20 protein-coding genes, 1 tRNA gene and 3 pseudogenes are annotated in these 25,417 nt (G+C 68.9%); 11 read left to right on the forward strand and 13 right to left on the reverse strand.

Annotated elements, in window-relative coordinates:
* Window positions 1-185 precede the first annotated feature (185 nt).
* Window positions 186-512 carry a hypothetical protein gene (locus ACFY0T_RS23680; RefSeq protein ID WP_388873899.1) on the forward strand — a complete coding sequence of 109 codons (327 nt, stop codon included), beginning with the start codon at window positions 186-188 and terminating at the stop codon, window positions 510-512.
* A 119-nt stretch (window positions 513-631) separates the two neighbouring features.
* Here ACFY0T_RS23680 and ACFY0T_RS23685 read toward each other — a convergent pair whose 3' ends face one another.
* A complete protein-coding gene (locus ACFY0T_RS23685; RefSeq protein WP_388873902.1) occupies window positions 632-1,687 on the reverse strand; it encodes a glycoside hydrolase family 5 protein in 1,056 nt (351 codons plus the stop codon).
* Window positions 1,688-2,628: 941 nt separating this feature from the next.
* Between ACFY0T_RS23685 and ACFY0T_RS23690 the strand changes: the two genes are divergently transcribed.
* Window positions 2,629-2,883: a hypothetical protein gene (locus ACFY0T_RS23690; RefSeq protein WP_388873905.1), complete on the forward strand. Its 255-nt coding sequence runs from the start codon at window positions 2,629-2,631 to the stop codon at window positions 2,881-2,883.
* 35 nt (window positions 2,884-2,918) lie between these two features.
* On the opposite strand, the gene ACFY0T_RS23695 is transcribed toward ACFY0T_RS23690, so the two are convergent.
* Window positions 2,919-2,992, reverse strand: a tRNA-Met gene (locus tag ACFY0T_RS23695).
* A gap of 101 nt (window positions 2,993-3,093) precedes the next feature.
* Between ACFY0T_RS23695 and ACFY0T_RS23700 the strand changes: the two genes are divergently transcribed.
* Window positions 3,094-3,480: a hypothetical protein gene (locus ACFY0T_RS23700; RefSeq protein ID WP_388873908.1), complete on the forward strand. Its 387-nt coding sequence runs from the start codon at window positions 3,094-3,096 to the stop codon at window positions 3,478-3,480.
* Between the two features lie 231 nt (window positions 3,481-3,711).
* Here the strand turns inward: ACFY0T_RS23700 and tnpA are convergent, their stop codons facing one another.
* A complete protein-coding gene (gene tnpA / locus ACFY0T_RS23705; protein ID WP_388873911.1) occupies window positions 3,712-4,143 on the reverse strand; it encodes an IS200/IS605 family transposase in 432 nt (143 codons plus the stop codon).
* 23 nt (window positions 4,144-4,166) lie between these two features.
* Between tnpA and ACFY0T_RS23710 the strand changes: the two genes are divergently transcribed.
* Window positions 4,167-5,492 (forward strand): RNA-guided endonuclease InsQ/TnpB family protein, encoded by a 1,326-nt coding sequence (locus tag ACFY0T_RS23710; RefSeq protein WP_388873914.1) that lies wholly within the window; start codon window positions 4,167-4,169, stop codon window positions 5,490-5,492.
* A 47-nt stretch (window positions 5,493-5,539) separates the two neighbouring features.
* On the forward strand, window positions 5,540-5,746 hold the full coding sequence (locus ACFY0T_RS23715; protein WP_388873917.1) for a hypothetical protein: 207 nt from the start codon (window positions 5,540-5,542) through the stop codon (window positions 5,744-5,746).
* A 122-nt stretch (window positions 5,747-5,868) separates the two neighbouring features.
* On the opposite strand, the gene ACFY0T_RS23720 is transcribed toward ACFY0T_RS23715, so the two are convergent.
* On the reverse strand, window positions 5,869-6,369 hold the full coding sequence (locus tag ACFY0T_RS23720; RefSeq protein ID WP_388873920.1) for a hypothetical protein: 501 nt from the start codon (window positions 6,367-6,369) through the stop codon (window positions 5,869-5,871).
* A 156-nt stretch (window positions 6,370-6,525) separates the two neighbouring features.
* Window positions 6,526-6,855, reverse strand: a complete 330-nt coding sequence (locus tag ACFY0T_RS23725) for an antibiotic biosynthesis monooxygenase family protein (protein ID WP_388873923.1) — start codon at window positions 6,853-6,855, stop codon at window positions 6,526-6,528.
* A gap of 641 nt (window positions 6,856-7,496) precedes the next feature.
* Between ACFY0T_RS23725 and ACFY0T_RS23730 the strand changes: the two are divergent.
* From ACFY0T_RS23730 to katG, 5 genes and pseudogenes are all read left to right on the forward strand, one after another.
* Window positions 7,497-8,128: pseudogene (locus ACFY0T_RS23730) on the forward strand (excinuclease ABC subunit A); the annotation flags it as partial.
* 260 nt (window positions 8,129-8,388) lie between these two features.
* The gene (locus tag ACFY0T_RS23735; protein WP_388873925.1) at window positions 8,389-10,446 is read left to right on the forward strand and encodes a discoidin domain-containing protein; all 2,058 of its coding nucleotides are present in this window, start codon (window positions 8,389-8,391) and stop codon (window positions 10,444-10,446) included.
* A gap of 59 nt (window positions 10,447-10,505) precedes the next feature.
* Entirely contained in the window at window positions 10,506-11,096 is a 591-nt protein-coding gene (locus ACFY0T_RS23740) for a TetR/AcrR family transcriptional regulator (protein WP_388873927.1), read from the forward strand.
* Between the two features lie 139 nt (window positions 11,097-11,235).
* Window positions 11,236-11,673 (forward strand): Fur family transcriptional regulator, encoded by a 438-nt coding sequence (locus tag ACFY0T_RS23745; protein ID WP_388873930.1) that lies wholly within the window; start codon window positions 11,236-11,238, stop codon window positions 11,671-11,673.
* A gap of 33 nt (window positions 11,674-11,706) precedes the next feature.
* Window positions 11,707-13,938 (forward strand): catalase/peroxidase HPI, encoded by a 2,232-nt coding sequence (gene katG / locus ACFY0T_RS23750; RefSeq protein ID WP_388873933.1) that lies wholly within the window; start codon window positions 11,707-11,709, stop codon window positions 13,936-13,938.
* A gap of 195 nt (window positions 13,939-14,133) precedes the next feature.
* Here katG and ACFY0T_RS23755 read toward each other — a convergent pair whose 3' ends face one another.
* From ACFY0T_RS23755 to ACFY0T_RS23785, 7 genes and pseudogenes are all read right to left on the reverse strand, one after another.
* A complete protein-coding gene (locus ACFY0T_RS23755) occupies window positions 14,134-16,080 on the reverse strand; it encodes an N-acetylmuramoyl-L-alanine amidase (protein WP_388873936.1) in 1,947 nt (648 codons plus the stop codon).
* A gap of 242 nt (window positions 16,081-16,322) precedes the next feature.
* Entirely contained in the window at window positions 16,323-17,918 is a 1,596-nt protein-coding gene (locus ACFY0T_RS23760; RefSeq protein ID WP_388873939.1) for a M1 family metallopeptidase, read from the reverse strand.
* 279 nt (window positions 17,919-18,197) lie between these two features.
* The gene (locus ACFY0T_RS23765) at window positions 18,198-19,067 is read right to left on the reverse strand and encodes a sugar phosphate isomerase/epimerase family protein (RefSeq protein ID WP_388873942.1); all 870 of its coding nucleotides are present in this window, start codon (window positions 19,065-19,067) and stop codon (window positions 18,198-18,200) included.
* Window positions 19,064-20,083 carry a Gfo/Idh/MocA family oxidoreductase gene (locus ACFY0T_RS23770; protein WP_388873945.1) on the reverse strand — a complete coding sequence of 340 codons (1,020 nt, stop codon included), beginning with the start codon at window positions 20,081-20,083 and terminating at the stop codon, window positions 19,064-19,066. Before ACFY0T_RS23770 ends, ACFY0T_RS23765 begins: the two co-directional genes overlap by 4 nt.
* Window positions 20,084-20,106: 23 nt before the next feature.
* The gene (locus ACFY0T_RS23775; RefSeq protein ID WP_388873948.1) at window positions 20,107-21,534 is read right to left on the reverse strand and encodes a sugar porter family MFS transporter; all 1,428 of its coding nucleotides are present in this window, start codon (window positions 21,532-21,534) and stop codon (window positions 20,107-20,109) included.
* A gap of 25 nt (window positions 21,535-21,559) precedes the next feature.
* A pseudogene (locus ACFY0T_RS23780) lies at window positions 21,560-22,495 on the reverse strand (TIM barrel protein); the annotation flags it as partial.
* 63 nt (window positions 22,496-22,558) lie between these two features.
* Window positions 22,559-22,744 (reverse strand): annotated as a pseudogene (locus ACFY0T_RS23785) (PfkB family carbohydrate kinase); the annotation flags it as partial.
* Window positions 22,745-22,958: 214 nt separating this feature from the next.
* Here ACFY0T_RS23785 and ACFY0T_RS23790 point away from each other — a divergent pair.
* A complete protein-coding gene (locus tag ACFY0T_RS23790; protein ID WP_388874347.1) occupies window positions 22,959-23,960 on the forward strand; it encodes a LacI family DNA-binding transcriptional regulator in 1,002 nt (333 codons plus the stop codon).
* A gap of 96 nt (window positions 23,961-24,056) precedes the next feature.
* Here ACFY0T_RS23790 and ACFY0T_RS23795 read toward each other — a convergent pair whose 3' ends face one another.
* A complete protein-coding gene (locus ACFY0T_RS23795; protein WP_388873951.1) occupies window positions 24,057-25,061 on the reverse strand; it encodes a sugar ABC transporter substrate-binding protein in 1,005 nt (334 codons plus the stop codon).
* Window positions 25,062-25,417 lie beyond the last annotated feature (356 nt).

The raw sequence follows: 25,417 nt of genomic DNA on the forward strand, positions 1-25,417 counted from the left end.
GGGCTGCGCCCACCGGGGCGCGCGCGGTCTGAGCCCTGTGCGAGCGGAGAGGCAGGTGGGGAGGCGGTATGCGGAGAGACAAGTTCAGGACAGCGGTTCTGTTGTGCGCTGCCGCGACGCTCGCGGCAGCAGGCGCACCGGGATCCGCTACCACGGCGTCGCCCTCGCCCGCTCAGGTGGTGGCTGTGGACTGTTTCTCGCATGGGCAGATACGGCCCGGCGACTTCCTGTTGGCTTGCGCGGACGGCAACAACCGCCTCACCGCGCTGCGATGGTCCAGCTGGGGACCGACGTCCGCCGTGGCCCGTGGACGCGACGTGGTGAACGACTGCGACCCCAACTGCGCCGCCGGCACCTTCCACACCTTCCCCGTCGACGTGAGGCTGGACCGTCCGGAGCCCTGGCGGGACCATCCGGGGCAACAGCGTTTCACCCGACTGCGGCTCGTCTACACCGACAACAGGCCACCGCGGATACAGCAGCGCGAAGTGACGTACGAACTCTGGGACTGACGATGACCGCCGCCCGGCGGCGTCGAACCGCGCACGCTGCTGTGCCAACGCCAGGCGGCCTGCGGCAACGGCCTCAGCGGCTCCGCCCCGAGTACCGGGGCGGAGCGCCTCTGAGCGGGTCAGGGCTGGACGGGCTTGCCGCGTCCCCAGCCCCAGGCGAGCCGGTCGGCACCGGACTGGTTGGTGGTGGCCAGCCAGGGCCGGGCGGGGTCGCCGGTCAGGGTCTGCAGCGAGTAGGTGTCGTCGGTGCGCAGGCCGGGCCAGTAGACGGACCCCATCTTGAGCCGGCGGAAGGTGTCAGTGACGGCCTGCACATAGTTGATGTAGTTGTTGGAGGGAGCCGGCTTGTTGTAATTGAGGCCGGTGGTCATCGGAGCGCCGAACTCGTCGGCGACGGTCCGGTTGGCGCAGTCACCGATGCGCTCCTTGAGGTCGGCCACCCACTGGTCGTAGGTGGCGTAGTCCTTCCAGAACCCGTAGTGGTGCAGCGACAGGTAGGTGCCCTCCAGGCGCGGGTCGGCGCACACGGAGGTGACGTGGTCGTTGTAGCCGGCGCCGCTGACGAACACCCGGTTGCGCGGGACCGACGGGTAGGTCGACAGCCACTTCGCGGCTATGTCGGCCCACTCGGTTTCGGTGTAGCCGTGGGGCTCGTTCATCGGCTCGAAGTAGACGTGCGAGTCGTTCTTGTACGCCTTGACGACGGTGTCCCACATGGGCCAGTAGGTGGCCGGGTCGTCGATGAAGCCGTCCTTGCGCTCACCCGTCCCCTCCCAGTAGGAGACGATGACCTTGAAGCCCTTGGCCGACGCCGCGTCGATCACCCCGCGGTAGGACTTCCAGTAACTGCCGTTGACGGTGTATGGGTTGATGGGCAGCCGTACGGTGTTGGCGCCGAGGTTCGCGCGGAATGCCGAGATCACCCGGCTCGCCTTGGCGTAGGTCTGGGCGTAGCTGTCGGAGGTCGAGAGCCCGGACAGTACGACTGGGTCGTCGGCGAAGTTGTCGCGGGGGTCGGCCCAGTTCACGCCCTTGAACTGGGTCGTGTCACCGCTCGGCGCGGCGTAGGCGGGGCTGTTGACCATGGTTGTGCCGCTGCTCGCAGCGATCAGGACCGCCACGAAGGCGGCGCGCAGCCGGGGGGTGAAGCGGGTGCTGGCGGGGATATTGCGCAACAACTTGCCCTTTCAGGAGATGGCGTCTCACCACATGGCGGAGCCTGCGTGGCTGAGAGGCCGTCGGGAGGTGTGCCGGGCCGGACGGGTGGTGTCGGCTCGCCGTCGGTGGGCCCGGTGATGACCGGCGGTGTACCGGTGGGCGGGGCGGGAGAAGGCGCCGCCTTCGATGTGTAGGGCACTGCGGCGCGGGGCGTTGGTGTACTCAAGGAAGGCGTAAGACAAGGTCCTTGTCGGTGCCACCCGCTGGGACGGCCGGGGAGTTTCCGTCGTCGAATCGCCGACCGATCCACGATCGCCGTCCCAAGGCCGACGGCCTCCAGGCACCGTGAACCGTCGCCTGCGGCACTGAGACCATCGTTCCGCTCCTCCCCGCTCCACGAACCTCTACGGCATGTTTACGTAAACATGCCGTAGGGCAAAGCGCTGCCCGGATCTGACGGCCAGGGCTCGCTCCGTGACGATGTTTACGTAAACATGGCGGCGCCGGAATCGTGGCATCCGGCACAGCGGTCGTCAAGGTTTCCCGCGCGTAACGTCGTTCGCGTGGTGTGGCAGGTTTCTCGGGCACGGGGCAAGGGCGGCTGAGAACCCAAGGGTCCGCAGGTTCACGGCTGTTGACGTGCCGATCGTGATGGGCCTGCCGACGCCGAGCCGGGGGCGGCTCGCGAAGAGCGTTGATCCGGCCGGGCCTGCTCATGTCCGCGACCCTGAGCAGCCCCGCCCCTGAGCAGCCCCGGCCATGAGCCTGCCCGGTCGGTGCGCCGGCTCCCGGGGGAGTCCCGCATATCGAGACGCCGGCTCGTGCGGTACGGCCACCAGTTCCGCCCGCTCGGCAGGCCGACGCCGCGGGAGGGTGGCGGCGGTGGGGAGGCTCAGCTTTTCGCCCGGTTCAGGGCCTGTAGTAGTTGTCGCACATCAACTGTGTGCCGAATCCGTCCGTGAGACAGATCCTGATCGAGAACGCCCCTCCAGGCTGGTCCGACCGAGCCGCGAACGAGGCGGTGCCGCTACTGGTGAAGAACAGCGGCGAGGCGCGATTGCAGCTGTGGCTGGAGCCGTTTGGCCAGGGCTACTGGCTGAAGCCCGGGGAGGCTATGTGCGTCACCTTGTACGGGAACTGGAATGACTACCCGTTCGCGACGATCCACGAGACCGACTGCCTCACGGTGCCGGCGCGCACAACACATGCCTGAGGGGCCGGCGAACTTGCCGGCCCCTCAGGTTTCAGTAGCGGGGACAGGATTTGAACCTGCGACCTCTGGGTTATGAGCCCAGCGAGCTACCGAGCTGCTCCACCCCGCGTCGTAGTACCCACCCTACGCCAAGTTTCGCGGCCCCCACACCAAGATCGCCCGCTGGGACGGTCGCCGGTCACTGATCCCGCGGCGTTAGGCTGCCCGGCCATGGCGACTGAGAGCAACGGCACGACGGCGGCAACCCGGACCCCGACGGAACCCCGGCCCGACGGCCGCGTCGACCCGGACTGCACCCGCCTCATCGTCATCCGGGGCAATTCGGCATCCGGAAAGAGCTCCGTCGCCCGCGCCCTCCGAGACACCTACGGCCGAGGCCTCGCCTGGGTCGAACAAGACCACGTGCGCCGCATCCTGCTGCGCGAGCGCGATCGGCCGGGCGCCGCCAACATCGGCCTGATCGAGCAGAGCACCCGCTACGCCCTCGGGCACGGTTTCCACACCGTCCTGGAGGGCATCCTCCATGCCAAGCACTACGGCGCCATGCTCGCCCGCCTGCACCGGGACTTCGCTCCTCGGGCTCACTTCTACCTTTGATCTTGCGCAGTGCTCCCCCGTTCACGACTCTGTTGGCGAAAAGACAAACCAGGCGTCACAAGGACGGCCTCGATGCGCGAACCCGCAGGTCGAGTGATCCACTTCCCGTTGATCAGAGAACTGTCTTGTCCGGCCTGTCCCTTTCCCAACGGAGTCGTTCACGGGGTAGGTGAAGCGCATCTCAAGACTGCCCCCCCCCCCGCGTTTGAGCATGAGTCCGCACTATTGGCCTCAGCCCACGGGGCGCTGCTGCTGCTCGATGTACTGACGCACGACGCTCAGCGGTGTCCCGCCGCAGCTTCCGGCGAAGTACGAGCCCGACCAGAAGTGGCCGCCCCACAGGCACCGGCGGACGTTACTGTCGTACTCCTGGCGGAGCCTGCGAGCCGAGACACCCTTGAGGCTGTTGACCAGCTTGGAGAGCTGGACCTTGGGCGGGTACTGCACGAGCAGATGTACGTGGTCCTGTTCGCCGTTGAACTCCTTCAGCTCTGCCTCGAAGTCTGCGCACACGTCCCGCATGATCTCTTCGCGCCTGGTGAGCATGGCGTCAGTGAAGACGCCGCGCCGGTACTTGGTGACAAAGACCAAGTGGACATGCAGGTTATCGACGACGTGACGACCAAGTCGTACGTCGGGATTCGGATTCCATCGTGGCGACATGGACCAAGCGGTACGGTGATCGCGTGGCCACGGAACGTGCAGGGGAGAGGCGGCAGTTCGGGCATCGCGCCCGGCTTGCACTGACCCCTGCACAGGTCCGGGTCATCGACGCCCAGGCGCACGCGGCCCGCACCCTGTGGAACCTGCTGCACGACTGGTGGACGATGCTGCCGAAGGACAAGCGTTCCCTGGTCGCCGCCGACGCGGCGATCCGGCAGGCGCGCAGGGACGTCGACTGGCTCGCTGTCCTTCCCGCGCAGGCCGCCCAGGCGGTCCTGAAGACGTACTTCCAGGCGTGGAGGAACTGCTGGGACTCCCGCGCCGGCGCACCCGGCTTCAAGTCCCGCATCCGCTGTGTGATGAGCGTGGACATCCCGCAGGGCCGGGACCTGAACATCGTCCGCGTGCACCGCCGTTGGGGCATGGTCACCATTCCCAAGGTGGGCCGGGTCCGCTTCCGCTGGACGAAAGACCTGCCGGTCGGTAAGCGGGCCGACAAGGAGAACCGGATCACCGGTGCACGGCTGGTGAAGGACGCGCTGGGCTGGCACATCGCCTTCCGCGTCCAGACCCTCGAACCCACGCCCGAGCCCCACCAGGGGACCGAGGTCGGCATCGACGCCGGGGTGAACCTGCCCCTGGCCCTCTCCGACGGCAACCACTTCGACCACGGGCGTCCCGCCCGCCTCCGGGACGGCACCGCCGACCGCGACAAGTGGCTGAACCACCAGGAGAAGGCCACACTCCTGCGCCTGGAGCAGCGGGCCGCACACCGCAAGAGTTTCCGCAAGCCGGGCGAGCGCAGCTCGAACCGCCTGCGGCGCACCCACGACCAGATCAGGCAGCTCCGTGCAACAGCCACGCGCCGAGCCGTTGACTGGCAGCACAAGACCACGACCGAGATCGCCGACCAGTACGGCACGGTCGTGGCCGAACAGCTCACCATCACGAACATGGTCAAGTCCGCCCGGGGCACCGTCGCAGAGCCGGGCAAGAACGTCGCGCAGAAGGCCGGGCTGAACCGCTCCATCAGCCAGGAGGCGTGGGGCCGCACGGTCACGATGCTGACGTACAAGCTTGCCCAGCGCGGCGGGACTCTCGTCAAGGTCCCTGCGCCCGGGACCTCCCTGCGTTGCTCGGCCTGTGGCTTCACCACGCCGGGCAGCAGGGAGGACCAGGCCACGTTCGTCTGCAAGAACACCGACTGCGGCTTCGAGGCGAACGCTGACTGGAACGCGGCCCGGAACGTCTTGCACCTGTACCGGATCGGCCACGTGGTGGCGGTCCCGGCTGCCGGGAGGGCAGTCGTCAGGCGTGCTCGTCGCGTCAAGCCCGCCGCCGCAAGGTAGGAGGGAATCTCCCGGCTTCAGCCGGGAGAGCACTTCAATACCTCGATGTGCCCCTCGAGGTCGAGGAGGAGACCCTCCGCCGCCACGCGACCAAGCCGATCGCCGACGAGGTCAGCCACGACGAACTGCGGTCCTGGTACGCGGAGCGAGACCTGCTCGGTGCCCCCGTCCGCGAACACGTGGTCCCGGCGCACAGCTCACTGCCCGACACGGTCGAGCTGATCCTGCGCCACTCCGGGCTGCTGAGCGTTTAGGAGCTGTCCGGTAGATCATCGCGGCGGTGGACACAAGCCGTTTGGCCGGCGATCGCGGAGCCGTCGCATCTCGTGGGTGGGTGCGGGCGCGCAAGGCGATGCCCCCTGCGGGGCTGCGCGCTCTACGCCGAGGTGCCCCTCGACGCGTCATTGCCGACAACTGGGTCCTGGTGCCCCTTCACGGTCGCGCACACGATGCTGACGGCCATCAGTGCGACGCTCGCGGCCGTCATGACAGCCGACGCCTGATTCCAGGTGGACGCGGTGAGCGCGTCCCGCTGAAGTCGGCCGCCCGCGAAGGCGCCGTCGCCGATGAGATTGCCCGCCAGGGCGCCGCCGAAGCCGCAGCTGAGCGCGACAGCGAGAGACCAGCCCTGCTGCCCGGCCCGCAGCCAGAGAATCACGATGACGTAGACGACGAGGGCCACGATCATGCTGGGCAATGTCGCGACCACCCCGTCCATACGGAAACGGGAATCCACCCAGGCGCCCGCTCCGAACAGCGTGCACGCCACGACGAGCGTCACCGCGCCCCGCCAACTCGAACCAGGCACAGACCGGCGGGGAAGCGCAGTGTCTTCGTCCTGCGTGAGACCGGTTTCGGCGACGCCGTCGTTGGTCATCTGGTGGCTGCTCCTTCGTTCGCGTCCGGCCGCCGGCACGGCCAGGCGTGAACCTACGTGCGCGGCCCCGCCTCCGCGAACCTGACCAGCTCTGCCGGGCCGGCTCGGTTGGTGGCGCGCTCTGCCGGTCAGCGGCGGGGCGCGCCACCAGCGGCGTCAGCTCTGCGGGGGTCCGGCCTGCTGGACCACCTCGAAGGACCACAGCGTCGAGTCCGTTGCCGCAGGCTTGGGCCGGTCGGCGTCCGCGGACCCGCCACCGCTATGCGCAGCCTGTCCACGTCCGGACATCCAGTTCTGGAAGTCCTCTTCGGTACGCCAGCGCGTGTAGACGAGGTAGGTGTCGGTGCCCTCCGTCGGGCGAAGAAGCTCGAACCACTCGAAACCGTCCGAGCTCTCCACCGTGCCGGCGCGAGCGGCGAACCGCTTCTCCAGCGTTTCGCGCTGGTCGTCGGGGACCGTGAGTACATTGATCTTGACGATGCTCATAGCGTCCATTGTTCAGTAGGAATCAGTTGTTGAGGAAAGCAGGGGCCGGAGGCCGCGCGTCGGTGCCCCGACCGCGAGGCCGCGGTGACCGCGTGGCCGACAGGGTTGTGTTCATCGGTTCGTCAATCTCCCTTGCGGCGCGGCGCACCGCGATTGGTGACTCCGGCGCTCACCCTCGGACGCGCCCACCCGGCGGATCCAGCCGGCCCCGCGAAGTGCCGGAAAACCGACATGCCGCTCCGGGATCCGACGGATCTCCGACATCGCTGCGCGGGATCGGCTGCGATGCCGGTGGCCACAGCAATACCTTGCGTCGATAAACCGCATGGGCAGAGCATTGGTGCGCAGAGACAGCGTGTGGCAAGAGCGAACATTCGGCAGGTGGGATGCCGCGAACCTTGGCAACCGGTGTGTCCATGGCGTCGTCTCGGTGGTTCGGCGCCATTTATTCAGGCCTCATTGCCCGCACATCCAGCGAGAAATCAAGTTCCGTACGCCGATACTTCCCCCCTTTTATTCGGGGTGGCGTGCGTTTCTGTGCTCACAGGGTCAAATCCCCTGTCAAGCGCGATATTCACCACACTGCTCCGGCGTCGAACAGGCCCCGTTTCCCGTGGTGCTGCGGTGTTACGGTGGGCCGCGTGAGAAATCGGATCGTCATCAAGGGCGCCCGCCGGCACAATCTCCGTGACGTGTCCCTCGAGTTTCCTCGGGACGCACTGATCGTGTTCACGGGCGTGTCCGGTTCCGGAAAATCAAGCCTGCGTTCGACACGATATTCGCCGAGGGTCAGCGGCGTTACGTCGAATCCTTGTCGGCATATGCGCGACAGTTTCTCGGGCAGCTCGACAAGCCCGACGTCGACGCCATCGAGGGACTGTCCCCGGCGATCGCCATCGACCAGAAGACGTCGAACAGCAATCCGCGTTCCACGGTCGGCACCATCACCGAGGTCTACGACCATCTGCGCCTGCTGTACGCCCGGATCGGCCGGCCCCATTGCTCCGAGTGCGGCGAGCCGGTCAGCCGGCAGACACCGCAGCGCATCGTCGACCTGCTCCTGGGTGAGGACGAGGGCACCCGTTTCCAGGTGCTGGCCCCGGTCGTCCGCGACCGCAAGGGGGAACCCGCCGAGGTCTTCCGTCAGTTGTCCGCCGACGGGTTCAGCCGGGTCCGCGTCGACGGGACCGGCCTGCCACTGGCCACGCCGCCCGCGCTGGACAAGCGCGGGAAGCACTCCATCGACGCGGTCGTGGACCGGCTGACGGTCAAGCCGGGTCGATCGGCGTCAGGGGCCCGCTGACGGCACGCACGCCTGGGGTATCGGGGCGAGGGGGCGCCCCGGGGTAGCGGGACGAGAAGGCGGCGCGGGCTCATCAGGTCAAGCGTCCGGGACTCTTGACTCGGAATGCGGCAGTGGCGATCCTCGTCGGACAACTTGCGCCGGTCATGACAATCCAGCGCCTTCGGGCCCTGGACGGTCCGGCTCGTCGACCGCGCCATCCCGCCGACCGAGGAACGTGGGGAGTCACCATGGCTCGACGCCCGTACCGCAGACGCAAAGACGTCACACTTGTGTCGCTGCTCCTCCTCGTCCTGGCCATGGCCCTCGGCCCCACGCCGAGTTCGGCGGCCGGAACCGACTGGTGGAATCCGACCGCACGACCTGCCCCGGACTCCCAGATCAACGTCACCGGCGAGCCGTTCACGGGCACCAACGCCCAGGGCGAGGTGCGCGGCTTCGTCGATGCCCACGACCACCTGTTCGCCAACGAGGCCTTCGGCGGGCGGCTCATCTGCGGCAAGACGTTCTCCGAGGCCGGGATCGCCGACGCGCTCAAGGACTGCCCCGAGCACTACCCCGACGGCTCGCTCGCGATCTTCGACTTCATCACCAACGGCGGTGACGGCCGACACGACCCGGTGGGCTGGCCCACGTTCAAGGACTGGCCCGCGCACGACTCGCTGACCCACCAGCAGAACTACTACGCCTGGGTGGAGCGGGCCTGGCGCGGTGGGCAGCGGGTGCTCGTCAACGACCTCGTCACCAACGGCGTGATCTGCTCGGTGTACTTCTTCAAGGACCGCAGCTGCGACGAGATGACGTCGATCCGGCTGCAGGCGAAGTTGACGTACGACCTGCAGGCCTACATCGACAAGATGTACGGCGGCACCGGCAAGGGCTGGTTCCGGATCGTCACCGACAGCGGGCAGGCCCGCGAGGTCATCAAGCAGGGCAAGCTGGCGGTCATCCTGGGAGTCGAGACCTCCGAACCGTTCGGCTGCAAGCAGGTCCTGGACATCGCGCAGTGCGACAAGGGCGACATCGACGCCGGGCTGGACGAGCTGTACGCGTTGGGCGTGCGCAGCATGTTCCTGTGCCACAAGTTCGACAACGCGCTGTGCGGGGTCCGCTTCGACGAGGGCGGCCTCGGAACGGCCATCAACGTCGGGCAGTTCCTGTCGACCGGCACCTTCTGGAAGACGGAGAAGTGCACGGGCCCCCAGCACGACAACCCCATCGGCACGGCCGCGGCGCCCGAGGCCGAGGCGAAACTCCCGGCCGGCGTGACGGTCCCCTCGTACGCTTCCGATGCGCAGTGCAACGTCCGCGGGCTCACCGATCTCGGTGAGTACGCCGTGCGCGGCATGATGAAACGCAAGATGATGCTGGAGATCGACCACATGAGCGTCAAGGCCACCGGCCGGGTGCTCGACATCTTCGAGGCCGAGTCGTATCCCGGAGTGCTCTCCTCGCACAGCTGGATGGACATGAACTGGACCGAGCGGGTCTACGGCCTCGGCGGCTTCGTCGCCCAGTACATGCACGGCTCCGAGGCGTTCAGCGCGGAGGCGAAGCGCACGGACGCGCTGCGCGACAAGTACGGCGTGGGCTACGGCTACGGCACCGACATGAACGGCGTCGGCGGCTGGCCGGGTCCCCGTGGCGCGGACGCACCCCACCCCGTCACGTACCCCTTCCGCAGCGTCGACGGCGGCTCCGTCATCGACAAGCAGACCACCGGCGAACGCACGTGGGACCTGAATACCGACGGAGCCGCGCACTACGGCCTCGTCCCCGACTGGATCGAGGACATCCGGCTCGTCGGCGGCCAGGACGTGGTGGACGACCTCTTCCGGGGCGCCGAGTCCTACCTCGACACCTGGGGAGCGGCCGAGAAGCACCAGGCCGGCGTCAATCTCGCCAAGGGCGCCCCGGCCACGGCCAGTTCGGCGGAGTGGAACCCGTTCACGAGCTACGCCCCCGGCCGGGCCGTGGACGGCACGCGGGACACCCGCTGGGCCAGCGACTGGAGCGACGACCAGTGGCTGCGGATCGACCTGGGCTCCACGAACCTGGTCGGGCGCGTCACGCTCGACTGGGAGCGCGCGTACGGGAAGGCGTACCGCGTCGAGCTCTCCACCGACGGCGTGAACTGGCAGACCGCCTGGTCCACCACCTCCGGCGACGGCGGCCTGGACACCGCACGGTTCACCGGCACACCTGCCCGCTACGTCCGCGTCCACGGCCTCGACCGTGGCACCGACTGGGGATACTCGCTGTACGAGGTCGGCGTCCACAGCGGCTGACGGCAGCCCCGCCCGGCCTGCCCGGCGGGCAGGCCGGAACGAGCACGAAGGGCACGTGGATGGCACGGATGCCGTCGGCCGAACGGCGCCGGCAGCTGACGGAAGCGGCGATCAGGGCGATGGCCCGGGACGGCGTCGCCAGGACGACGACGCGGTCCATCGCCGCCGAGGCGGGCGTGTCCCTGAGCGTCTTCCACTACTGCTTCGACTCCAAGCAGGCACTGATCGAGTCCGTCATCACGACCCTCACCGACCACTCCGTGACGATGGTGAAGGAGGCCATACGGCCCAGGGCGACGCTCGAGGAGACCGTCCGGACCGGCTTCCAGGCGTACTGGGACCACGTGCGCGCCCACCCCGACGAGCACATGCTCACCTACGAACTGACGCAGTACGCCCTGCGCCAGCCTGGGTTCGAGCATCTGGCGCGACGGCAGTACGAGCTGTACGGCGACACGTACGCCGAGCTCATCGACCAGCTGCGCCGGACCATGGGCTTCCAGCTCCGCGTGCCCGTTTCCGCCCTGGCCCGCTATCTGGGCGCCATGACCGACGGGCTGACCCTCAACTATCTCGTGCTCGGTGACGAAGCGGCCTGGACCGACATCCTCGACACGGTCACCGCCCACATCGCGGGCCTGGTGGCGTAGCCGGCGTTGGGTGAGGTCCTCCGCGGTGATCTTCCGGAGTGATCTTCCAGGGTGAGCGTAAACGTTGCCCGGCGCGACACCAGACTTGCACCCTTCGTTTTCTTGAATCGTTCGTGTTTATGGGTGTAGCTTTGCCGCCATGACTGCACCCCGGACTCCGACCACCGCCGAAGAGCTGCGCGGTGCCGGCCTGCGGGTGACGGCCGCCCGCGTCGCGCTGCTCGAGACCGTCCGGCACGGCGACCACCTCGGTGTCGAGGCGATCGCCTCCGGGGTGCGCGATCGCGTAGGCCATATCTCTCTTCAAGCCGTGTACGAGGCCCTCCACGCACTCACCTCGGCGGGACTCATACGGCGCATTGAACCGGCCGGCAGCCCGGCCCGGTTCGAGGGGCGCATCGGGGACAACCACCACCACGTCGTGTGCCGGTCGTGCGGTGTCGTCGCCGACGTCGACTGCGCGGTCGACGAAGCCCCCTGCCTGACCGCGTCCGACGACCACGGCTTCTCGATCGACGAGGCCGAGGTCATCTACTGGGGCCTGTGCCCCGACTGTTCCACCGCCCGCAGTTCCTGAGCACCGTGATCCGCCCAGTTCGGAAGGATTCCCATGTCTGAGAACCACGACGCAATCGTCACAGACGCGAAGACGGAGGACGGAGGTGGCTGCCCGGTCGCGCACGGGCGCGCCGCGCACCCGACCCAGGGCGGCGGAAACCGCCAGTGGTGGCCGGACCGGCTCAACCTGAAGATCCTTGCCAAGAACCCCGCCGTGGCCAACCCCCTCGGCGAGGAGTTCGACTACGCCGAGGCGTTCAAGGCCCTCGACCTCCCGGCCGTGAAGCGGGACATCGCCGAGGTGCTGACGACCTCGCAGGACTGGTGGCCGGCCGACTTCGGCCACTACGGCCCGCTCATGATCCGGATGGCGTGGCACAGCGCGGGCACCTACCGGATCAGCGACGGCCGCGGCGGCGCCGGGGCCGGGCAGCAGCGCTTCGCGCCGCTCAACAGCTGGCCGGACAACGGCAACCTCGACAAGGCCCGCCGCCTGCTGTGGCCGGTCAAGAAGAAGTACGGCCAGAACCTCTCGTGGGCCGACCTCATGATCCTCGCCGGCAACGTCGCCCTGGAGACGATGGGCTTCAAGACCTTCGGCTTCGGCGGCGGTCGTCCGGACGTCTGGGAGCCCGACGAGGACGTCTACTGGGGTCCCGAGACCACCTGGCTCGACGACCAGCGCTACACCGGCGACCGCGAGCTGGAGGACCCCCTCGGCGCGGTCCAGATGGGCCTCATCTACGTCAACCCGGAGGGCCCGAACGGCAACCCGGACCCGATCGCAGCGGCCCGTGACATCCGTGAGACGTTCCGCCGGATGGCGATGAACGACGAGGAGACCGTCGCCCTGATCGCGGGCGGCCACACCTTCGGCAAGACCCACGGCGCGGGCCCGGCGGACCACGTCGGTGCCGACCCCGAGGCCGCCCCGCTCGAGGAGCAGGGCCTGGGCTGGAAGAGCACCTACGGCACCGGCAAGGGCGGCGACGCGATCACCAGTGGCCTCGAGGTCACGTGGACCAGCACGCCGACCCAGTGGAGCAACGGCTTCTTCCAGAACCTGTTCGGTTACGAGTGGGAGCTGACGACGAGCCCGGCCGGCGCCCACCAGTGGGTGGCGAAGGACGGCGCCGGGGCGGGCACCATCCCCGACGCCCACGACCCGTCGAAGAGCAAGGCTCCGACGATGCTGACGACCGACCTCTCGCTCCGGTTCGACCCGGCCTACGAGCAGATCTCGCGTCGCTTCTACGAGAACCCCGACGAGTTCGCGGACGCCTTCGCCCGCGCGTGGTTCAAGCTGACCCACCGCGACATGGGCCCGGTCGTGCGCTACCTCGGCCCGGAGGTCCCGTCCGAGACGCTGGTGTGGCAGGACCCGCTGCCCGCGGTGACGCACGAACTTGTCGGCGCCGAGGACATCGCCTCCCTCAAGGGCCAGATCCTCGCCTCGGGCCTCACGGTGTCCCAGCTGGTGTCCACCGCGTGGGCGTCGGCCTCGTCCTTCCGCGGCAGCGACAAGCGCGGCGGCGCCAACGGTGCGCGCATCCGCCTCCAGCCGCAGATCGGCTGGGAGGTCAACGAGCCCGACGAGCTGGCGACGGTGCTGCGGACCCTTGAGGGCATCCAGGAGTCCTTCAACGCCGCCCAGACCGGCGGCAAGCAGGTCTCGCTGGCCGACCTGATCGTGCTCGCCGGTGCCGTGGGCGTCGAGAAGGCCGCCAAGGACGCCGGTTTCGACGTCGAGGTCCCCTTCACGCCGGGCCGCGCGGACGCGTCGCAGGAGCAGACGGACGTGGAGTCGTTCGCCGCGCTCGAGCCGAAGGCCGACGGGTTCCGCAACTACGTCGGCAAGGGCAACCGCCTGCCGGCCGAGTACCTGCTGATCGACAAGGCGAACCTGCTGAACCTGAGCGCCCCCGAGCTGACGGTCCTCGTCGGTGGCCTCCGCGTCCTCGGCGCGAACTACCAGCAGTCGTCGCTCGGCGTCCTCACCGAGGCTCCCGGGTCCCTGACCAACGACTACTTCGTCAACCTGCTCGACCTGGGTACGACGTGGAAGGCGACGTCCGAGGACCAGAACACGTTCGAGGGTCGCGACGCGGCCACGGGCGAGGTCAAGTGGACGGGCAGCCGTGCCGACCTCGTCTTCGGCTCGAACTCCGAGCTGCGCGCGCTCGCGGAGGTCTACGCGAGCGATGACGCGAAGGCGAAGTTCGTGAAGGACTTCGTTGCCGCATGGGACAAGGTCATGAACCTGGACCGGTTCGACGTCGTCTGACCGTTCTGATCAGAACGTCCAGGCCGGCCCACCCGGGCCGGCCTGGACGTTCTCAGTGGCACAGTGCCCCGCAGCCAACCGCTTGGCTGGGCCGGTCCTGAGCCAGTCGTTCTTGACCCGCCGCCCGTGATGCGCAGACTCCGGCTTCGGTCTGTCATCGCCAGGGAGGCCGCGCCGCGTGTCCTGACGGCGGTCCTACCTGGCTCGTGCGGTCACCACGTCCACATCGCTCGCGCGGACGTAGGCGAGCCGGTGGCCGAACTGGATCTCGTAGTACTTCTCCCGGCCCTTCACCACCGGGCTCGGTGTGTCGCCGTAGGACGACCGGTCGATGTAGGAACCGGTCAGCTGGGACCGTGTCACGTACCGCTGGCCCGCGAGGAGGCTGTACGGGAGCGGCGACTCGGGCTGCTCCGGCATCCCCTCCGGGTAGGCGTTCTCCTCCGGGAGGGCACGCCCGTACACCGGGATCTCGTTCAGGCCCTCCTTCGGAGTCACCATCCGGCCCTTCGCACCGACGGCTGTCGGGTGATTCTTCGGGTTCCTGAACCACGCTTTGTGGCCCTGGAACCAGATCGCCGTCCAATCGCCGCTGCGTTCGGCGACCGCGTAGGACTGGCCGGCGGACACCCGCGACCCCAGGTCGTTGACGTCCTCCGTGGAGTCGTCGCCGTTCGGGCGCCGGCCCGGATCCTGGATCAGCGGGGCGTTGTCGTCCGGCTCGGTGTGGAGGCGGACGGCGCTGGAGCCGTGGGGCGTACACGGCACACCGCTCCCGCCGCATCCCGTGAACCGCGGTCTGTGGGTGGCGAAGTCCGGCAGTACGGTCACCATGTCGCTGTCCGGTCCGGCCGTGGCACGCAGCGGCGCGCCGAGGAGGTCGAAGTAGTGCCGCCAGTCCCAGAAGGGGCCGGGGTCGTCGTGCATGTCGGGGATGCTGCCGGCGGTCGGGGCCGGCACGTTGTCGTGACCGAAGATGTGCTGCCGGTCGAGCGGGACGCCGTACTTCTTCGCGAGGTAACGCACCAAGCGGGCCGAGGCCCGGTACATCTGTTCCGAGTACCAGGCGTTGGGTTGCGTGAGAAACCCTTCGTGCTCGATGCCGATCGAGCGGGCGTTCACGAACTGGTTGCCGGAGTGCCAGGCCGTGTCCTTGGTCCTGACGTGCTGGGTGATGTGGCCGTCACTGGAGCGGACCGAGTAGTGCCAAGACGCCTCCGTCGGATCCTGCACGGTCTTCAGCATGGACAGCAGGGGCGCCTCGGTGTCGTGGATGACGATGTACTCGATCTTCTGGTCCCTGGGGCGGTCGGCCAGGTCGTGGTTGCCGTAGTCGTCGTCCTCGAGCTCGACGTACGGCGCGCTGAGCCAGGAGCAGGACAGTTCCGCCGGGCACTCGACGTCCTTCGGCTGCCCTGCGCCCTGCGGGATGTGGGCGCGCAACGCCGGGTTGGCGGGGAGGGTGAGGTGCTGCCCCGCGTCGGTGGTGCGGTGCGCTCCCTGGCGGATCACCGCGAAGACGTCGTTCGCGTACGTCGCCGCCACCGTGGTGTCGTCCGTGCCCGGGAAGCGTGCCACCGCCTCCCACCAGTCCGCCGGGTTGGGGCTGAGCGGCTTGCCGAGCTGTCGTTGCGCCGCCGCCAGGAGTGCCGCCCCGCCGCGGACGTTGGCGGCAGCGTCCGTCCGCAGCCGCCCCGCCGGGGCCCCGATCAGGCGGGCGGCGTGTTGCAGGTCCGCCCGCTGCTCGGAGCGGCTGCCCGAGGAGTTCGCCTCGGGTGAGCCCGGCGGCCCCGCCGCGACCGCGGGCGGCGGGGTACTCCCGCGGGGCGGCGGCGCCGCCGGGGCCGGGCGGGCGTCCACCAGGTGCATGGGCCCGTAGCCGCCGACGACGCTCGGGGCGCCCGGATGGGAGTCCCATCGCGACTGCAGATAGGACACGCCCATGAGCACACTTCGCGGCACGTGGTATTCGTCCGCGGCGGCCGCGAAGGCGTTCTGCAGGCGTTGGTCGGCAGCCACCTCGAAGGCCGGCGGGCCGATCAGCAGTGGCATCAGGACCGCCGCTGATGCGGTCACGCAGACGATCCGGCGGCATCCGCACACGGCTGCGCTGGTGACACGGGGGGCGACAGGTTTTCTCATTGCAAGGGTCTCCAACATGCTCGTCGCAATCATGCTCGTCGCATAAGGACAAGGGAGTTGCCCTTCACGCCACCCCTCGTACGCTTCCGTGCCCGTCACGCCGTGTCGCGCCGAGCGTCACCGGCGTGGACCAGCCTCACGGCAGAGGCCACCCGGTCGGCGGCAGCACGTTCGCTCCGGCGGGGAGTCGACGCCGGTCGCCCGTACCGCGCGGTACGGTCCGGCACCGGCGGGGTGACGGTTCAGTCCTGGACCGGGTTCACCTGCCAGTCGGGGTGCCCCGGCATGGGCGGGGTGTGCGCCCCGTAGAGCCACGGGGTCAGGAACGGATTGAGGTCTTCGCCGGCGACCTGGGACGCGAGCGCGACGAAGTCCCGGGTGCCCGCGGCCCGGCCCCGGTACTTCGTCACCCAGGACCGCTCGATCCTGTCGAAGGTCTGCTCGCCGACCTTCTCCCGAAGGGCGTAGAGCACCAGCGCCGAGCCGTCGTACCGCATGCGCTTGAACAGGGTCGGCTCGGTGGGTTCGGCGGGCGCCCCGTCGTCGTGACGCCACTGGTCGTGCTGCTCGTACGCCGCCCGCATCGCGTCCTCGATGGCGGCGCCGCCGTGCGTGTCGGAGTAGAGACGCTCGTAGAAGCGGGCGTGGCCCTCGCTCAGCCACAGGTCTGACCAGCGCCGGATGGCGACACTGTCGCCGGTCCAGTGGTGGGTCAGCTCGTGCACGAGGTCGCGCTCGGCGTCGACCCGGTCACCCAGCAGGGCGGCACTCGGTACGACGGACAGCGACTGCGTCTCCAGCGCCACCGGCAGGTCGGTGTCCCCCACCAGCACGCCGTAGCGGCGAAAGGGGTACGGGCCGAGCCGACGTTCCAGCCAGGCCAGGTGCTCGGGGGTGAGCGAGCGGTACGCCTCGGTGTCGGTGACCAGGCGATGCGGGACCACGTCCCGGACGGGAAGCCCGCGTGGGCCGACGCTGTCGACGAAGGCGAACTTCCCGATCGCCACCTGGACCAGCTGCGCCGCGACCGGCTGCTCGGAGTCGTACGTCCACCGCACCCGTCCGTCGGGTCGCCGGGCGCGGTCCACGAGCCGGCCGTTGGCCACTGCGCTGAGACCCGGTGGGGTGGTGATCCGGAAGGTGACCGGCGCCCGCAGGCTCGGATGGTCGTTCGCCGGGAAGATCATCTTGGCACCGTTGGGCTGCGCATAGAGCACGGTGCCGTCGGCCGTGGGCACCCAGCCGTAGTCCTGGATCGCGTCGTCCCGGTGCCGTCGCTGCGTCGGGTCGGCGGTGTAGGAGACCCGCACGGTGAAGGTGCTGCCGTGGGGGATCGGCTTCGCGGGGGTGACGACGAGTTCGTCGCCGTGGCGTACGGCGGTCGCCGGTGCGCCGTCGACGGTGACCGTGTGCAACGTGTTGCCCGCGAAGTCGAGGTCGAAGCGGGACAGGGCCTGCGTGGAGGTGGCGCTGAGGGTGGCGCCGGCGCGGAAGGGCGTCTTGGGAGCCCGCCAGTCGAAGTCGAGCGTGTAGTGCCGGACCGTGTAGCCGCCGTTGCCGTCGAGCGGCACGAGCGGGTCGCCGATGCCTGGAGCGCCCGGGGACGGGGCCGCGCCGGACGAGGCGGCGGAGGGGCCGGGCGCGGGGGAGTGGCCCTCGTCGGGGAGCACGCCGACGAGGACGGCGGCACCGGTGATCCCGACGGCACCGGTGAAGGCGAGGGCGAGGGCCGTGCGGCGGTTACGCAGGCCATGGGAAGCACCGTCCCTTGGGGCCGGTTCCTGTGGGGTCCTCGTGAACGGCGCCTTCACCGGAGGAACCGGCAGGCGTAGCGGCATGCATGGATCGGCCGGCGCACGCGGCTCCTCATCGCCCGATGGACGCGGCGGCCGGTCGGTGGAGGCACGCGGCTCCCGGTCGTACGGCTGACTCGGATGCCAGAGGGCGTGATCTCCATGGCCGCACTATGTCAGCAAGAGATCTCTATGTGATGTATGTCGGCATATACCCCGCCCGCACGGGCTATATGGACAGGCGGGCGTCTCGACGGCCCTGGAGCACTTGGCCGCCGCACCGCCCCACCTCGGAAGGGGCGACCGCGAGCATGCGCGTCTCCGTTACGCGGCGAGCTCCTTGGTGATGCGGTCCAGCATGAACGCCGAGGACTTCCTGGCCCGTTCCTCCCAGGCGAAGACGCAGGCCGTGGCGACGCCGTCGAAGTTCAGGTCGCGCAGGGTGCCGAAGAAGGCGTCCCAGTCGACCTCGCCCTGGTCGATGTCGAGGTGCTGGTGGATGCGGGCGGCGGTGCCGGGCGGGTTGAGGATGTAGCGCAGGCCGGAGGAGCCCTTGTGGTTGAAGGAGTCGGCGACGTGCACGTGCTGGAGCTTGTCGCCCGCGTAGCGCATCATCGCCGCGATGTCCGCCCCGACCTCCGAAGCCCCGGAGAGGTGGAAGGAGTGCGGGGCGCAGTAAAGGTAGTTCACCCAGGGCTTGTTGATCGCGCGGACCAGGTCGACGGCGGGGGTGTTCTCCTCGCAGAAGTCGTCCGGGTGGGCCTCCAGGTTGAGGGCGATACCCTCGCGCTCGAAGACGGGCAGCAGGTCCTCCATGGAGCGCCAGAAGGCGGCCTCGCTCTCGGCGGCGCGCTCCGGTCGGCCGTTGAACTCCGAGTTCATCAGCGGGCATTCGAGCTCGACCGTGATCTCGATCATCCGCTTCCAGTAGCGGACGGCCGACTGCCGCTCGGTCTCGTCGGGCGAGGACCACTTGTACAGCGGCAGTACGGAGGACAGCTTGACGCCATGCGTACGCAGGGAGTTCTTCAGCAGCGCGATCCGCTCGTCGTCCGCCCGCGGATGCAGGAAGAACGGCATGAAGTCGTTGCGCGGCGACAACTCGATGTACTCGTAGCCGAGTTCGGCGACCGTACGCACCATGTCGTCGATGGGCAGAGCACGGAACATGTACGGGTCGAGGGCGATCTTCATGCCGTGCCTCCGTAGAAGGCGGGGCGGGGCTTCATGTCCACGGTGACGACGGAGCCGTCGGTGTCCAGGGAGCGGACGGCGGCGTCGGTGATGACGGTGGCGGCGTAGCCGTCCCAGGCGGACGGGCCAGTGGGCTCAGTGCCGGCCTCGACGGCGGCGATCCACTCGCGGAACTCGGTGTCGAAGGCGTCCGCGAAGCGGCCCTTCCAGTCCTGCGGGACGCCGGTGCCGTGACGTCCGGCGGTGCGGACGGCGACGGCGGCCGGGTCGGGCAGCCGGACCAGGCCCTTCTCGGCCACGGTCTCGCACTGGATGTCGTAGCCATACTGGCAGTTGACGAAGACCTCCAGGTCGATACGGACGCCGTTCGCGGTCTCGAAGAGCATGATCTGCGGGTCCTTGAGGTGGCCGAACCGCTTGCTCGTGGCGCGCGGGGTGATCACCTGCGCGGAGACGATCTCGTCGTCGAGCAGCCATCGCAGGACGTCGATCTCGTGTACGGCCGTGTCCTGCGCTGCCATCGCGGAGGTGTACGAGTCCGGCACGGTGGGGTTGCGGTGGGCGCAGTGCACGATCAGCGGGGTGCCGAGGGAGCCGGAGGCGAGGACCTCCTTCATCTGGCGGTAGCCCACGTCGAAGCGGCGCATGAAGCCGACCTGGACCAGGCGGCGGCCGTGCGCGCGCTCGGCCTCGACGATGCGCAGACAGTCCTCGGCGGTCGTGGCGAGGGGCTTCTCGCAGAACACCGGCTTGCCGGCGGCCACGGCGTTCAGGACGTGCTCGGCGTGGGTGGGACCCCAGGAGGTGACGAGGACGGCGTCCACCTCGGGGGAGGCGACGAGCTCGGCGCCGGTCGGCAGCGCGGCGGCACCGACGAGGGTGGCCACCTCGGCGGCGCGGGCCTGGTCGATGTCAGTCACCGCGGTGACGTGTGCGCCCGTGACGACGTCGGTGAGTCGTCGTATGTGGTCCTGGCCGATCATTCCGGCGCCGATGACACCTACACGTACGGTCATGTCGAATCCTTGGGTGGAGAGGGTCAGGAGAAGCGCGCTCGGAGTTCGGCTTCGAGGGTTTCGAGGCTGCGGCCCTTGGTCTCGGGGACGTAGCGCTTGACGAAGGTGAGGGACAAGACGCCCGCCACCACGAACAGGAAGAAGGTGTTGGAGATCCCGATCCCGTCGACCAGCGAGCGGAACACCAGACCGATCACGAAGTTGGTCAGCCACAGCACCACGGCCGCGACGCCCATCCCGAAGCCGCGCATCCGCATCGGGAAGATCTCCGACAGCATCAGCCAGGTCACCGGCGAGATCGCACCCTGCTGGAAGGCGAGGAAGGTGACGGTCATGGCCAGCACCGCGTAGGCCCGGCCGTCACCGGACGGCAGCGCCAGCGAGAAGACACCGATCATCAACAGGGCTGCCGTGGTGCCGATCTGACCGGTCATCAGCATCGGGCGGCGGTTGACCCGTCCCAGTAGCCAGATACCGACGAACGTGGCGAGCACGGAGATCACGCCGTTGGCGATGTTCGCCGTCAGCGCGCTGTCCGAGGCGAATCCGGCGTCGGTGAGGATCTGGGTGCCGTAGTACATGATCGTGTTGACGCCGGTGATCTGCTGCACGATGGCGATGCCGAAGCCGATGAACATCAGCCTGCGCACCCACGGCGTGGCCTTCATGTCCTGCCAGCCGCCGAGTTTCTCCTGCTCCTCCTTGACGGCGAGCGCGGACACCTCGGCCAGCTCGGCCTCGGCCCGCTGCTGGGACCGCACCTGCTTGAGGACCTCCAGAGCCTCGCCGAACCGGGTCTGCGAGGCGAGCCAGCGCGGGCTTTCCGGCATCACCAGCATGCCGAACCAGAGCACGACGGCTGGGAGAGTAGCGAGGACAAGCATCCAGCGCCACACGCCGCCGGACTCGCCGCCGACCTGGGCGATGATCGCGTTGGAGGTGAAGGCGAGCAACTGGCCGCTGACGATCATGAGTTCGTTGCGGGTGACCAGTGCGCCGCGCCGCTCGGCGGGCGAGATCTCCGCGAGGTAGACCGGCACGGTCACCGACGCGCCGCCGACCGCGAGGCCGAGCACGAACCGTGCCACCACCATGACCGCCGTGTTCGGCGCGAGCGTGCAGCCGAGCGCGCCGACGAAGAACACCACGGCGAGCGTGAGGATCGTTCGGCGCCGTCCGCGCGCGTCCGACAACCGCCCGCCCGTCACCGCGCCCAGCGCGGCCCCGAGCAGCAGCGAGCTGGTGACCATGCCCTCGGTGACCGGGGTCAGACCCAGGTCGTCGGTCATATACGGCAGTGCGCCGTTGATGACGCCGGTGTCGTAGCCGAAGAGCAGTCCGCCGAAGGTAGCGATGACGGTGATGAGCCGCAGCCGCCGGGAGACCGCCCGAGAGGAGGAGCCCGTGCCGGCGGTGGCGGAGGCCTGAGTCGCGTCGTCCCTGACGTCCATGGCCGCCTCCTACCGGTTGATGTTCGGGCTGTCGGGTTCCGGTGAGGCCGCAGCCGGCCAGGTGCTCACGCGTGCTGACCGCGATGGGCAGCGGCACACCGGGAGCGCACGGGTAGAGGTCCTGCTCGACGATCACGAACAACTCGGCGTCGAGACGGGAGAGTTCGGTGACCACGTCGGCGGGATTCGGCACACCGGCCGGAGGCGACACGCACACTCCGCGCTTGACGGCTTCGCCGAACGACAGGTGCTCGGCGGCGACTTGGGCCAGTACCTCGGGGTCCATCTGCTTGATGTGGACGTAGCCGACGCGCTCGCCGAAGCGGCGGATCAGGTCGAGGTTGTCACCGCCGCCGTAGGCGACGTGCCCGGTGTCCAGACAGAGATTGGTATAGCGGCCGTCCGACTCGTTGAGCAGCCGCTCGATCTCCGGCTGGGTCTGGATGTGACTGTCGGCGTGCGGGTGGATGACGAGCCGTACGTCGTACTCGTCGAGGAGCAGTTTGCCGAGCCGGTCGGCGTTCCGGCCGAAGCCGGCCCACTGCTCGGCGGTCAGTTCGGGCGACTCGGTGAACGCGCCGGTCTTCTCGTCCCGGTACATGGGCGGGATGAGAACGAGGTGGTGTGCTCCCGCGGCGGCGGTCAGCGTGGCGACCTGGCGAACGTGCGCGAGCATCCCGTCCCACGCTTCGGGGCGGTGCAACGCGCCGAAGGCGGTGCCGCCGGAGACCTGGAGGCCGCGGGCGTCCAGCTCCTCCTTCAGCTTCTGCGGGTCGGTGGGGAGGTAGCCGTACGGCCCGAGTTCCAGCCACTTGTAGCCGGCCTGCGCGAGCTCGTCGAGGAAGCGGGTGTACGACACCTGGTGCTCGTCCTCGGGAAACCAGACTCCCCAGGAGTCGGGGGCGGAGCCGAGGCACAGGTTGCCCGCGGTGGTGCGGAGGGAGGATGGCGCCGTTGCCATGGCGTGTCCTTAGGAAAGAGGGACAGGGGTGCGGAGATCAGTTGGAGGTGGGGAAGTTGAAGCCGGTGGTCGGCTGTTCTTCGTGATCACGGCAGACGAGCGGCCGTAACGCGCGGCGGCCACGGCCACGTTCGTCGGACTGCCACCCAGATATCTGCCGAACGACGTGACCTCAGCCAGCCCCACGCCTGTTTGGAGTGGATACACGTCCACTCCCACGCGGCCCATGGTCAGCACCTCGAACGGGATCACGCTGCTTCCCTTCGCTCCGGAGACACGGGGGAGTTTTCCGGGGAGAACTTGAACTATCGCGCTCTACTAGCGCGCTCTAGGCGAGTACGATGACCCCTGTCCAAATGTCATGTCAATAGCTTGTTACCGCGAGATTTCGCGGCCGGCCGTAAGGTGGGGCGCGTCGAAGGGTGGTTCACAGGTGGATGCGTCGTCCAAGCAGCGGCCCACGATGGCGGACGTCGCCGCGAAGGCGGGCGTGTCGAGGGCGCTCGTCTCGATCATCTTCCGCGGCCTGCCGGGAGCCGGCCAGGAGACCCGCGAGCGGGTCCTGCGCGTCGCCGACGAGATCGGCTATCACCCCGACAACGCGGCCCGGTTGCTGGCCCGCGGCCGCAGCCGCACACTCGGCGTGATGTTCACCGTGCACCAGACGTTCCACTCGGACCTCATCGCGGGCATCTATCCGGAGGCCGAACGGCTCGGCTACGACGTCCTGCTCTCCGCGGCCACCCAGAGCCGCGAGGAGGCCAAAGCGATCGAGGCGCTGCTCAGCCACCGCTGCGAGGCGGTGATCCTGCTCGGCTCCGACGCGGAGCCCACCTACCTCGGCGAGCTCGGGCGCCGCACCGTCACCGTGTCGGTCAGCCGGCGAGTGCCCCACGCCCACGTCGACTTCGTACACTCCGCCGAGGGCAAGGGCGTGCGTCAGGCCATGGACCACCTCGTCGAACTGGGACACCGTCGGATCGTGCACATCGACGGCGGCCGCGGCCCCGGCTCGGCCGAGCGGCGCCGCGCCTACCGGGCCGCGATGCGCCGCCACGGGCTGCAGCCCGAGGTGCGGGTGATCCCCGGCGACCACACCGAGGAGTCCGGCATCGAGACGGGCCGGATGCTCCTCGCGGAACGCGACCAGGGACAACCCCTGCCGACCGCGGTCCTCGCGGGCAACGACCGCTGTGCGTGGGGTCTGTTGATGGCCCTGACGCGGGCAGGGGTCGAGGTCCCGCGGGACATGTCCGTCGTCGGATACGACGACAGTCATCTCTCCCACCTGATGCCGATTGGCCTGACGACCGTGCGTCAGGACGCGGTGCTCATGGCGGAGCACGCAGTGCGGTTCGCGGTGGAGCGACTGGAGAACGAGGGCGTGGAGCCGCGGGAGGCGGTGCTGGACCCGAAGCTGGTGATCCGGGGGACCAGCGGCGCGCCCCCGCAGGCGCGGGCCTGAGGCCGGCTCGGGCCACGCGGTCCGCGGCGAGGCGCGCTGCGCAGGACTCGGCCGGCACCACGGACGCGATGCCGGCCGGTCACACTGCCCCCGTGGCTATCGCGTCCCCTTCGCCGCGAACTCGGCGATCTGGTCGACGTTGTCCTTGGTGACGAAGGCCGGCCCGGTGAGCACCGGTGATGTGTCGCCGCCGCTGAAGTTCCCGTTGGTCTTGTACAGCCACAGAGCGTCGACGGCCAGATAGCCCTGCAGATAGGGCTGTTGGTCGACGGCGAACTCGACCTGGCCGCTCTGGACGGCCTTGACCAGGTCCTTGTTGAGGTCGAAGGTCGCGACCTTCGCCTTGCTGCCCGCGTCGGACACCGACTGTATGGCCGTCAGCGCGAACGGGGCGCCGAGGGTGACCACCTGGTCGATGGAGCTGTCCTGCTTGAGCTTGGCGTTGATCGTCGACTTCACGGACGGCATGTCGGTGCCGTTGACGTAGAGGGTGTCCGTCTTGCCGGCGAACCCCTTCTTCACGCCCGCGCAGCGAGCTTCCAGAGCGACCTGTCCCTGTGACTGGACGACGCAGAGGGCATGCTTGGCGCCGAGCTGGTTCAGCCGCTCGCCGAAGGCCTGACCCGCGATGTTCTCGTCCTGACCGAAGTACTCGAGCATGCCGAGCTTCTTCCAGTCGTCCACGCCCGAGTTGAATCCGACGACCGGGATGCCGGCCGCCCTGGCCTTGGCCACCACGTCCTTCATGGCGTCCGGCTTGGCGGCGGTGAGCGCGATGCCGTCGACCTTCTGGTCGATCGCGTTCTGTACCAGGTTGGCCTGGTTGCCGCCGCTGGGGTCACTTGAGTAGACGAGCTTGATGTTGTCCTTCGCGGCGGCGGCCTGGGCGCCCTTGCGGATCAGGTCCCAGAACGTGTCGCCGGGCTCCGCGTGGGTGACCATGGCCACGGTCATGCGGGGCGTGCTCGCCTTGCCCGCCGAGGCGGCCGCGCCGCCTTCCTCGGACTTCTTGCCGCCTGAGCTGCTGGCGCAGCCGGCGGCGAGCAGTGTGCCGGTGAGGATGACGGCGGCCAGGGCGGCCGCGCGGTGGTTTCTGTGCATGTCCCTTGCACCTCGCTGTGCGGTCGGGGAGGGGTCTGTGGTGAGGAAGGGCTTCTCGGACGACGGCGGCCGGGCGTGAGGCCACTCAGCCGTGAGGAAGGGGAGCACCCCCGGCCGCTGGAGCCGGTGAGCGGAGTACGGGCGCCTCGGTGAGGTTGCGAAACGCTGCCTGCGGCGGTCGTGGGTGCGACCACCGGTTCGCTTCACTAGAGCGCTTTATTAGCGCGCTCTAGTGGCACGTACTATGGAGCCGTCAATCGGTGATGTCAACAGCGTTGTCAGGACGTACCGACAAAGCCCGCGAGGGCGGTACGGGGACGTCAGGGCAACGCGCGGAGCCCTCCGCGCCCTGAACG

The sequence above is a fragment of the Streptomyces sp. NPDC001530 genome, assembly GCF_042894545.1.
In the GTDB taxonomy this organism is placed as follows: domain Bacteria; phylum Actinomycetota; class Actinomycetes; order Streptomycetales; family Streptomycetaceae; genus Streptomyces.